Consider the following 9,918-nt stretch of genomic DNA (forward strand, 5'->3'; position numbering starts at 1 on the left):
GGATATGACGGGTTTTGCTGCTGCGACTTGGCTGCGGGGAATTAATGTGGTGCAGGTTCCGACTTCGCTGCTGGCGATGGTTGATGCTTCTATTGGCGGCAAAACGGGGGTAAATCATCCTTTGGGGAAGAATTTAATCGGGGCTTTTCACCAGCCGCGTTTGGTTTTGATTGACCCGGATGTTCTCAAAACTCTGCCGGGGCGCGAGTTTCGTTCGGCGATGGCGGAAGTCATCAAGTATGGGGTGATTTGGGATGCTGAGTTGTTCGGGATGTTGGAGAATTGCCAGCGTTTGGATCAAATGCGCTATGTGAAGGCGGATTTGTTGGCTGAAATTTTGAGCAGGTCTTGTCAAGCTAAGGCGGAGGTGGTAAGCAAGGATGAGAAGGAGTCTGGTTTGCGGGCGATTTTGAATTACGGGCACACGATCGGTCATGCTGTGGAAAGTTTGACTAATTACAAGGTAATCAATCACGGGGAAGGTGTGGCAATCGGCATGGCTGCGTCAAGCCGATTGGCTGTGGAGTTGGGAATGTGGGATGCTGAGTGCGATCGCCGCCAGTCTGCTTTGATTGAAAAAGCGGGTTTGCCTGCTAAGTTGCCCGCAGGTGTGGATGTTGAGGAAATTTTGAATACTTTGCAACTGGATAAGAAGGTGCAGGATGGCAAGGTGCGGTTTGTGCTCCCGGTGCGGTTGGGTGAGGCCGCTGTGACGGATCGAGTTGACGGAGATGTGATTTTACAAGTTTTGAAGCAAATGCTTTAGGAAGTCAGCAGTCATTAGTCGGTAGTCATTAGTTGTTAGTTATTAGTTATTAGTCATTGGTCAGCAGTCACATCATGTCCGGTCAATTCCCTCCGCTTCGCTTCGCCCGTAATCAAGAATGTTGGTAGTGAGGAATGCAAGTCCTCAGCCGTCAAGGACTTGCATTCCTCACTACCAACTAATTTTAGAGTCGTTGTTCGAGTGGACATGATATTAAGCTGAGCTATCGGGAGCGTGAAGATCCATCTTGGATGGGGAGGGGAGGCGGACACTCTTGGCACGATCGTGCAAAATACTGATTTTCGTGAGAATGAAACAGCCCTGAACTAATAACTAATAACTAATAACTAATGCAGCTTAGGAACCGCTCGACTGCGAGTTGATTTCTTCCAAAATTCGATCGACTCTAGTCGCCGCTTGAGTTCTGCCTTGTTTGACAAATAACTCCTTAGCTTTCTTGAGGCTGGCTACTGCTTCGGCTTGCTTTTCCTTGTCTCCTTGCTGGAACAAACCGACTCCTAAATTGTTTAAAGCATCGGGATATCGATCGTTAATTTTAACAGCTTGCCTCCACTGCAAAATCGCCTCTGGCAACTGCCCTTGACTTGCCATCGCCACGCCCAAATCGTTGTAAGCTTTGGCGTGCTGCGGGTTGGCTTCAATCGCTTTCTGGAATAGGACGATCGCATCGCTCATTTTACCTTGCCCGGAAAGCAGATTTCCCAACTTATAATAAGCATCCGCTTCTTTGGGATAGCGAGCGATGATTTGTCGGTACAAAACTTCGGCATTGACCAGATTTCCTTGACCGTAGAGGTCGTTGGCAGTTCTCAAACCCACCGTGTAGCCTTTACCTACAACTTGACACTTTTTCTCGGAGTTGCCTTCCTGCTTGCAAATCTTGAGTTCGTCTCCCTTCATCTCGTAGGATATAACTTCGCGAACAGCCGGCCCGCGGCGCGGTAGCTGCGAGTTTTGCGACTGCAAGTTTTGCGAAATTTGCAGGGGGATTCGCTCAGCTTGTACCGGTTGGGCTGCTGCAACATTGCAGATTCCTGCGCCCACCAAAATGCTTGGGGCTATCCACCTCAAAGATTTTTCCCAGCGAAACTCTCGATCGTTTTTCATGTCTTTTGTGGAAACGTGTGGTTGATATCCGGGGTTTCACTGCTTCGCCGCGAGAGTCCGAACACATGGCGCCTCACTCTTAGACGAATCCCATAATTCTCGCTTCGCGAGCCTGCTCGCGGCGCTGGCTTTTTAGGATTTGTCTATGGAACTCGTTATTAACAGTCGAGACATTTTAGCACGCGACTGGTAAGTTTTGAGTTAAATTAGAGTATATTCCCGATCGATTCTCAGTCAACCTTAGCAGGAAAGTAGAAATGGGGCCGTCTATTCTCACCATGCTCGTTACGCTCATCCTCAGCTACGCTGTTAGCTCAAGCGTCAAAATAATCAGTGGCGGGGATGAAGCTTTAGTCGAACGTTTGGGTCAATACAAGCGCACCCTCAAGCCCGGATTCCACTTTATCAGTCCCTTGGTCGAAAAAGTTGTGTGCGTGGACACCAGCCGCGAACGAGTTTTAGATATTAAACCTCAGTCAGCAATCACGGGAGATAATGTGGCACTTGAAGTCGATGCCGTTGTGTATTGGCGGGTTGTGAATTTGCAGAAAGCTTATTATGGAATCGATCAAATTGAAAATGCGATCGCCAACTTAGTTTTAACCACGTTTCGCGCTGAAATTGGTCGATTACCCATGCAAGACATCTTGGGTTCCCGAGATGACATGAATAAAAAGTTACTCAAGAAGTTGGACGAAGCTACCGAAACTTGGGGCGTTAAAGTAATTCGCGTAGAAATTCAAAGCATTACACCTCCGAAAAGAGTGCAAGAAGCTATGGAATTGGAGCGGGCTACCAAGAGCGAATGGCAAGCAATGGTCAATAAGGCGATCGGCACTAAGGAGTACATGAGGCTCTTAGTGGAAGCTTTAGACTCGCATCCCAATAGCAAGCAAGTTTTGAATTACTTAGTAACCGAAAAATACTTGGACGCTCAACAAAAACTTGGCGAGAGCGACAATGCCAAAATTTTGTTTATGGATCCCAGGAATATGTCAGAAGCTCTCAACGAGTTGATGGGTTCTATGCCCGATATCCCCACGCAAGTTAACGGCGGGGAAATGAAAGTTATCGATACTCAAACTTCTCAAGACTGATTTCTGAAGATAGCGTCGGCCACCTGACAAACATCGTGCATTTCTTTGACATCGTGAACTCGCAAGATATCTGCCAAATTTGCGATCGCACCTGTACAAGCCGCCGCTGTCCCCCAAATTCTTTGTTTCGCGGACGGCTGATGCAAAATCTGACCGATGAAGCTTTTCCGCGATACTCCAACTAAAATCGGACAGTCCAAAATACGCAATTTTGGCAACTCGCGCAGAATTTCTAAACTCTGACTGTAAGTTTTAGCAAAGCCAATACCGGGGTCGATAATTATTTGAGATTTGTCAATCCCCGCAGCAACGGCCGCCGCAATTCTGCTCTCTAAAAATTCCCCAATTTCCCCAATTAAATCCCGATAGTCAGTTAATTTTTGCATTGTCTGGGGAGTTCCCCGAATGTGCATCAAAATTATGGGCACTTGCAACTGAGCAACAGTTGACAGCATTTCTGAGTCAAAAGTTGCTCCCGAAATATCGTTGACCAGATCGGCTCCCGCCTCAACAGCAGCCCGAGCAACCAGCGCCCTGGTAGTATCCACCGAAATCGGAATATTTGCGAAAACATCGGTTTTTTGGCGCAGCATTTTTACGACAGGTATAACGCGATCGAGTTCCTCTGAAGAGGATATTTCCACTGCACCGGGCCTCGTAGATTGACCCCCAATATCAATAATATCTACCCCCGATTTTACCATATTTTCAGCTTGCGCTAAAGCAGATTCTATGGTACAGAAATCGCCGCCGTCGCTAAAACTATCGGGAGTGACGTTCAAAACGCCCATCAAATAAGTGCGTTTTCCCCACTCGAAAACTTTATTTCTAATAATAATTTTTTTAAGGTTATTTGTCATGGCGATCGTGGGATTTGAGATTTGAGCTTTGACTGGACGCACGGGTAGCCAGAAACCGGGTTTTTTTACGACAATATTTGGTTGCAACCCACAGATTCTGTAAAAAACCCGGTTTCTTTGAGTCTTAATGCGTCCAGGAATGTTCAACCAAAACTCAACCAGCTAAAAACATTATCAACCGTCAATTCTAACTCAATTCCATTAATAATTGGCAACCGATCTGTACCTCGGTACAATTCTACTTTTTGTCCGGTAAATACTAAAATACTTTCTTCCTCTGGATGTAGCAACCAACCCAACTCAGTTCCGTGTCGCGAACAGTGCAGCAATTTACCAAGGACTTTTGTTTGGCTTTGGTTTGGGGATAGAATTTCGATCGACCAGTCTGGATTAATTTCAAAGTTGTTAGCAATTCTACCTGATGGCAAAAAAGGAATTCTTTCCCATCGGAATACTGCTATATCTGGTACGATCGACTTACCGCCAAAAGTGCAGCGCAACTCAGAAAAAGCCTTGGCAATTTTGCGAGTTTGCGCTAGTCGATCGATAGTTTTGCACAATTCAGATTGAAGTATGCTATGTTCGCCTTGAGGCATGGGCTTCTGAAGGATTTCTCCGTCAAAAAATTCTGAGGCTGGTTCAGTTTCAGGAAGTTTGAGGAACTCTTCTAAGGCGGGTTTTGCTTTAACGATCGCACTCATAGGTCAATTCTCCCGATCGGACAAACACTGAAGGGCACATCACAATTGTAGGCGATCGCCTTTTAATTCCCGCTGCCGGAGTTCCACTTATCAGTTACTGATAATTGACAATGCGCGAGAAACTGGCAGCTTCCAAACTCGCACCACCTACCAAAACCCCATCAATTTCAGGCATCACCATAACTTCATCAATATTCTCTCCTTTGACAGAGCCGCCGTACTGAATTGGCACGTCAGGATTAGTCAATTTAGACCGAATCAAACCAATAACTCGATTAGCTTCCTTCGTTTCGCAAGTATCGCCAGTGCCGATCGCCCAAATCGGTTCGTAAGCTATTACTAAGTTATCTTGGTCAACACCAACCAAATCTTGTGCCAACTGAGAGAAAATGTGAGCTTCAGTTTCCCCTGCATCCCGCTGCTGCTTGGTTTCTCCCACACACAGAATCGGAATTAAACCGTACTTCTGAGCAGCTTTTAGGCGTAAATTGACCGTTTCGTCAGTTTCCCCAAAATATTGACGGCGCTCGCTGTGGCCTACGATTACATAGCGGACACCAAGTTCTGTGAGCATCGGCGCTGAAATTTCGCCAGTAAAAGCTCCCGACTCTTGCCAGTGCAGGTTCTGAGCACCGAGTCTGATCCGGCTTCCGTGAAGGTTTTTCGAGAGGACAGCCAATGAAGTGAAGGGAACGCAAAGCACGACTTCCCGTTCCTCCGGGGTTTCCGTCAGGCAGGACATGAATCCTTGAAGAAACTCTAGGGATTCCGCCCTAGTTTTGTACATTTTCCAGTTGCCAGCAATAACTATTTTCCGCACTACTTTTTTAAATCCTTGTCCTTACAACGCAATTTATAGTCTAAAGCTTTAGGGTACATTTCGATCCCTTATCAAAAAAATGGGTCTCAAACCCCGTATTTTAAGACGGCTTTACATTTAGGCTGTCCTGTGTTACCATAGTATCACTGGTTTGGTAAAAAAATCTTAAAAGCCTTCAAGTACAGAATCTATCCGACAAGTGAGCAATCAGTTTTGCTTGCCAAGTCGTTTGGATGTACTAGATGGTTCTATAACTATGCCCTCAACTTAACGTCTGAAACTTACAAGCAAACGGGGAAGGGGTTAAGCAGAAATGAAATGGTCAAACTTCTACCCTCCCTGAAGAAAGAGTATGAGTGGTTGAGTGAAGCACCGTCACAAGTTTTGCAGCAAGCTGCTTTAAACCTTTCTAGTGCTTTCCTTAACTTTTTCGAGGGTAGAGCTAAATATCCCAACTTCAAAAAGAAACAAAATAGACAGTCTATTAGATTTCCTCAAGGTTGTAAATTAAAAGATGATACATTGAAACTGCCTAAGATTGGTGATATTCATTGTAAAGTCTCACGACAACCAGAGGGTACTCTAAAGTCGGTTACAGTTTCAGTTAATCCATCCGGGGAATACTTGGCGGCTTGCCTCTATGATAACGGCAAAGACTTACCTGAGAAATCAACAGAAGGAAAAGCTATTGGCATAGATGTAGGACTAACCCACTATGCTGTTACATCCGATGGAACCAAACATGGGAATCCCAAACACTATCGAAAGTATGAAAAGAAATTAGCGAAGAGACAAAAGCAATTAAGTCATAAGCTTAAAGGGTCTAGGAACCGCAATAAAGCTAGGGTTAAAGTTGCCAAAGTTCACGCTAAGATAGTTCGATGTCGCGAAGATTTTTTACACAAACTAAGTCGTAAATTAGTTGACGAAAACCAAGTCATAGTTGTCGAGAATCTAGCAGTTAGAAACATGGTTAAAAACCACAAACTAGCTAAATCTATTAGTGATGCTGGTTGGGGACAATTCTGCACCATGTTGAAGTACAAGTCTGAGTGGGCAGGAAAAACCTACATCGAAGTAGATAGGTTCTATCCCAGTTCAAAGACTTGTAATAACTGTTTAAATCGCGTGGATAGCTTGAGTTTGGATATTCGTAGTTGGCAATGTCCTAAATGTGGAGAAAACCATGATAGAGATATTAATGCCGCTAAGAATATTCGAGATGAAGGTTTACGAATTTTGACGGCAGGGCATACCGTTACTGCTTCGGGAGGGAGAGTAAGGCCAAGTAAAGGCACTGCTTTTACAAGGCATCTCCCTGTGAACGAAGAATCCTAGCCCTCTAGGGCGGGGAGTGTCAATGTCCAAACTCGATGCGAGCTTGCTCAACTAACTCAACTGTGACGACTTCGGTGTCAGCTTCGCGGGCGAGGTGCTCAATGCGGACGCGAGCTTGTCCCCGCACAAAATAGGGAATATTTTTCAGCTTGGCAAGGGCTTCGGGCGTCCATTTTAGATCGTCGGAGAATTCGGAATCGGTCATGGCGTATTGGGCGATCGACTGCAAGCGTTTATTTGTCTGCTTTTGATGGAAAGCCTGGATTTATTCAATTTACCATAAGTGCGATCGGGCCACACGTTCTCAATCTGCATTCAACTGCTTGCCTAAAATAGCCGACGCTTCTTCTAAAAGCTGACTCTGCTCTTGTCGAATTGCCTCTAACCTTGTCAAAATATTAGCAAGTCGTTCCCGAGATTCCAAACTGTTTGATTCAACTCCCCTCAATTGTAAAGCTGAATTGTTATTCGATCCCGGAGTCCTTGAAACCAACGAGCTTACAGCCGCTCCGCCGAGATTGCTTGCAGATTTAGTGCCGACACTGAAAACCCCTTGTATAAATTTTCCAGGGATTTGCAAAATAGATAACCATCCTTCTGCAAAAAAGCTACCTAAAGCCTGGAAAAAACCGAATATTATGAATATAAATAGCAGCAGCATTGCTAAGCCTATCAACGGATGACTCACCAACCAGAAGATTGCAGGATGAGAATCAATCCAATTTTTGAGGGTAGCATCGATCGCACTTTTAATAGCCTCTGAAGCCGCACCGCTAATATTTTCAGCCTTGTCAAGGCTATCTTGCAATGAAGTCTTAGCCTTTTCTGCTGCTTGAGTTACACTCTCTACAGCTTGGCTAGTCGTTTGATTCAGAGTATTGACCGCAGAGTTAGTAGTTTGAGTGAGAGTTTCTTTAGCCTTGTCAGCAGAGTGAGAAACAGCATCAACAGCTTTGTTGGTGGTTTCACTAACACGAGTAACTGCTTGATTCGTGATTTCCGATAGAGAATTACTTGCTTTTTTAGTTGTCTCCGCTACATTACCTAAAGCATTGTTCGTAGCTTGATTAACAGAATTAGTAGTTTGAATCAGAGCTTCTTTGGCCTTGTCCGCAGATTCGGAGAGAGAAGATTTAGCTTGTGCTCTTGCTTCGGAAACAGAATCAACAGCTTTTCCGACCTGTTCCGTCAAAAATCATTGCGTTTTTTGAAAGCTTTGAGAAACATCAGGCATTGCTACTTCCATAGTAAGTAAGTGACCTCCATCTACCTAATTTACTGTTTTCAAATGATTGTATTATAGCTGCTTTTAATAGTCATCATCCAATACGGTTCAGGTTCAGTTAATGTTTTTTTGTCCTTACGAGCAAATAGCGAAACAATCGCAGTATCTGTTTTTCAAAGAGTTTTGTCTCCATGAGTGTCTGATCTGAACCGTATTGAGGCATAATCTGAGTTAATCAGCTCAAAAAAAAGCTCCCGCCGTTAAGCAGGAGCTTTTTTGACTAGACAATCAAATCAGCAATAAATGCGATCGATTAGTCTAAGTCTGGCATAGAAAGTACCGCTTCATTTTCGCGATCGATCCCCTTCTCAAAGCCAGCGACAGCAGCGCGAGCGCGACCCGCGTGCCACAAGTGGCCGATCAAGAAAAAGAAACCCATCACAAAGTGGAAACAAGCCAACCAAGAACGAGGAGAAGTGAAGTTAAACGAGTTAACTTCAGTCGCCACACCGCCCACAGAGTTCAAAGAACCCAAAGGAGCGTGAGTCATGTATTCAGCAGCGCGGCGAGCTTGCCAAGGCTGAATGTCATTCTTGATTTTGTTCAAGTCCAAACCGTTAGTACCACGCAAAGGTTCCAACCAAGGGCCTTGGAAATCCCAGAAACGCATCGTTTCACCGCCGAAAATGATTTCGCCAGTAGGAGAGCGCATCAGGTATTTACCAAGACCGGTCGGGCCTTGTGCAGAACCGACGTTAGCACCCAAGCGCTGGTCGCGGATCAGGAAGGTCAAAGCTTGCGCTTGAGAAGCTTCCGGGCCCGTCGGGCCGTAAAATTCGCTAGGGTAAGCAGTGTTGTTGAACCAGACAAAACAGGCAGCGATAAAGCCCATCAGGGACAAAGCGCCCAAACTGTAAGACAGGTAAGCTTCGCCAGACCAGATTAAGGCGCGACGAGCCCAGCCGAAAGGCTTGGTCAAAATGTGCCAAACACCGCCAGCGATACAAATCAAGCCGAGCCAGATGTGACCGCCGATGATGTCTTCCATGTTGTTGACGCTGACTATCCAGCCTTCGCCACCAAAAGGAGAACGAGTCAAGTAGCCAAAAATCACAGCCGGGTTGAGAGTTGGGTTCGTGACAATACGCACGTCGCCACCGCCCGGAGCCCAAGTGTCGTAGACACCGCCGAAGAACATGGCCTTAGCAACCAGCAGCAAGCAGCCGCCACCCAACAAAATCAGGTGATAGCCGATGATGTTGGTCATCTGGTTCTTATCTTTCCAGTCGTATCCGAAGAAAGAAGAGTATTCTTCGAGAATTTCCGGGCCGCGAATGGCGTGATAAATGCCACCCAAGCCTAGAACTGCCGAGGAAATCAAGTGAAGAACGCCGACTACGAAGAACGGGAAGATATCAGTGACTTCACCGCCGGGGCCGACGCCCCAACCCAAAGTAGCGATGTGGGGCATTAAGATTAAGCCCTGTTCGTACATGGGCTTTTCTGGGATAAAGTGAGCGACTTCAAACAAAGTCATTGCTCCGGCCCAGAACACGATCAAACCAGCGTGAGCGACGTGCGCGCCCAGCAGTTTGCCTGAGAGATTGATTAAACGAGCGTTGCCAGACCACCAAGCGAACCCGGAGGATTCTTGGTCGCGACCGCTTACGTAAGAATTAGAGAGCGTTACCACCCGGTAGAACCTCCAACGATTTTAGATTTTGGATTTGGGTTTTTTTCTTCCTCGGGTGAGCGCGGGAGCACCGCGCTCACCCTGGGAATAGGAATTTGGATTTCTAATGTGAATTTAAAAAACTTAAATTAATCTGAAATCCAAATCCTAATTTTTTTAAAGTGCGTTACCGCGAGGCAGAACTTCTTCAGGGAAGATGAAGTTTTCGTGAGGTTGGTCTGTTGGAGCCATCCAAGCACGAATGCCTTCGTTAAGCAGAATGTTCTTAGTGTAGAACGTTTCAAACTCAG

At 45.8% G+C, this 9,918-nt stretch carries 11 protein-coding genes and 1 pseudogene; 3 read left to right on the forward strand and 9 right to left on the reverse strand.

Going from position 1 to position 9,918, the window contains the following annotated elements:
- Window positions 1-766: 3-dehydroquinate synthase (gene aroB, locus IQ270_RS24560; protein WP_193975798.1), on the forward strand; the 766-nt coding region annotated here is incomplete at its 5' end.
- Window positions 767-819: 53 nt separating this feature from the next.
- On the opposite strand, the gene IQ270_RS24565 is transcribed toward aroB, so the two are convergent.
- Together IQ270_RS24565 and IQ270_RS24570 are read right to left on the reverse strand one after the other, a co-directional pair.
- Window positions 820-975: a hypothetical protein gene (locus tag IQ270_RS24565; protein ID WP_193975799.1), complete on the reverse strand. Its 156-nt coding sequence runs from the start codon at window positions 973-975 to the stop codon at window positions 820-822.
- Window positions 976-1,123: 148 nt separating this feature from the next.
- A complete protein-coding gene (locus IQ270_RS24570; protein WP_193975800.1) occupies window positions 1,124-1,894 on the reverse strand; it encodes a tetratricopeptide repeat protein in 771 nt (256 codons plus the stop codon).
- 257 nt (window positions 1,895-2,151) lie between these two features.
- Between IQ270_RS24570 and IQ270_RS24575 the strand changes: the two genes are divergently transcribed.
- The gene (locus IQ270_RS24575; protein ID WP_193975801.1) at window positions 2,152-2,991 is read left to right on the forward strand and encodes an SPFH domain-containing protein; all 840 of its coding nucleotides are present in this window, start codon (window positions 2,152-2,154) and stop codon (window positions 2,989-2,991) included.
- On the opposite strand, the gene folP is transcribed toward IQ270_RS24575, so the two are convergent.
- The 3 genes from folP to tpiA form a co-directional block, all read right to left on the reverse strand.
- The gene (gene folP / locus IQ270_RS24580) at window positions 2,982-3,851 is read right to left on the reverse strand and encodes a dihydropteroate synthase (protein ID WP_193975806.1); all 870 of its coding nucleotides are present in this window, start codon (window positions 3,849-3,851) and stop codon (window positions 2,982-2,984) included. The two genes, IQ270_RS24575 and folP, sit on opposite strands and share 10 nt — an antisense overlap.
- Before the next feature lie 143 nt (window positions 3,852-3,994).
- Window positions 3,995-4,552, reverse strand: coding sequence for a Uma2 family endonuclease (locus tag IQ270_RS24585; protein ID WP_193975802.1), 558 nt, complete (start codon window positions 4,550-4,552; stop codon window positions 3,995-3,997).
- Window positions 4,553-4,646: 94 nt separating this feature from the next.
- Entirely contained in the window at window positions 4,647-5,372 is a 726-nt protein-coding gene (gene tpiA / locus IQ270_RS24590; RefSeq protein ID WP_193975803.1) for a triose-phosphate isomerase, read from the reverse strand.
- 162 nt (window positions 5,373-5,534) lie between these two features.
- On the opposite strand from tpiA, the gene tnpB reads away from it, so the two are divergent.
- On the forward strand, window positions 5,535-6,710 hold the full coding sequence (gene tnpB, locus IQ270_RS24595; RefSeq protein ID WP_193975807.1) for an IS200/IS605 family element RNA-guided endonuclease TnpB: 1,176 nt from the start codon (window positions 5,535-5,537) through the stop codon (window positions 6,708-6,710).
- A gap of 19 nt (window positions 6,711-6,729) precedes the next feature.
- On the opposite strand, the gene IQ270_RS24600 is transcribed toward tnpB, so the two are convergent.
- The 4 genes and pseudogenes from IQ270_RS24600 to IQ270_RS24615 all read right to left on the reverse strand — a co-directional run.
- A complete protein-coding gene (locus tag IQ270_RS24600; RefSeq protein ID WP_193975804.1) occupies window positions 6,730-6,915 on the reverse strand; it encodes a PCP reductase family protein in 186 nt (61 codons plus the stop codon).
- 99 nt (window positions 6,916-7,014) lie between these two features.
- Window positions 7,015-7,902 (reverse strand): hypothetical protein, encoded by an 888-nt coding sequence (locus IQ270_RS24605; protein WP_228056664.1) that lies wholly within the window; start codon window positions 7,900-7,902, stop codon window positions 7,015-7,017.
- A 346-nt stretch (window positions 7,903-8,248) separates the two neighbouring features.
- On the reverse strand, window positions 8,249-9,628 hold the full coding sequence (gene psbC, locus IQ270_RS24610; protein WP_193975805.1) for a photosystem II reaction center protein CP43: 1,380 nt from the start codon (window positions 9,626-9,628) through the stop codon (window positions 8,249-8,251).
- 156 nt (window positions 9,629-9,784) lie between these two features.
- Window positions 9,785-9,918, reverse strand: a pseudogene (locus IQ270_RS24615) (photosystem II protein D2); the annotation flags it as partial.

This window comes from Microcoleus sp. LEGE 07076 (genome assembly GCF_015207455.1).
Lineage (GTDB): Bacteria > Cyanobacteriota > Cyanobacteriia > Cyanobacteriales > Microcoleaceae > Microcoleus.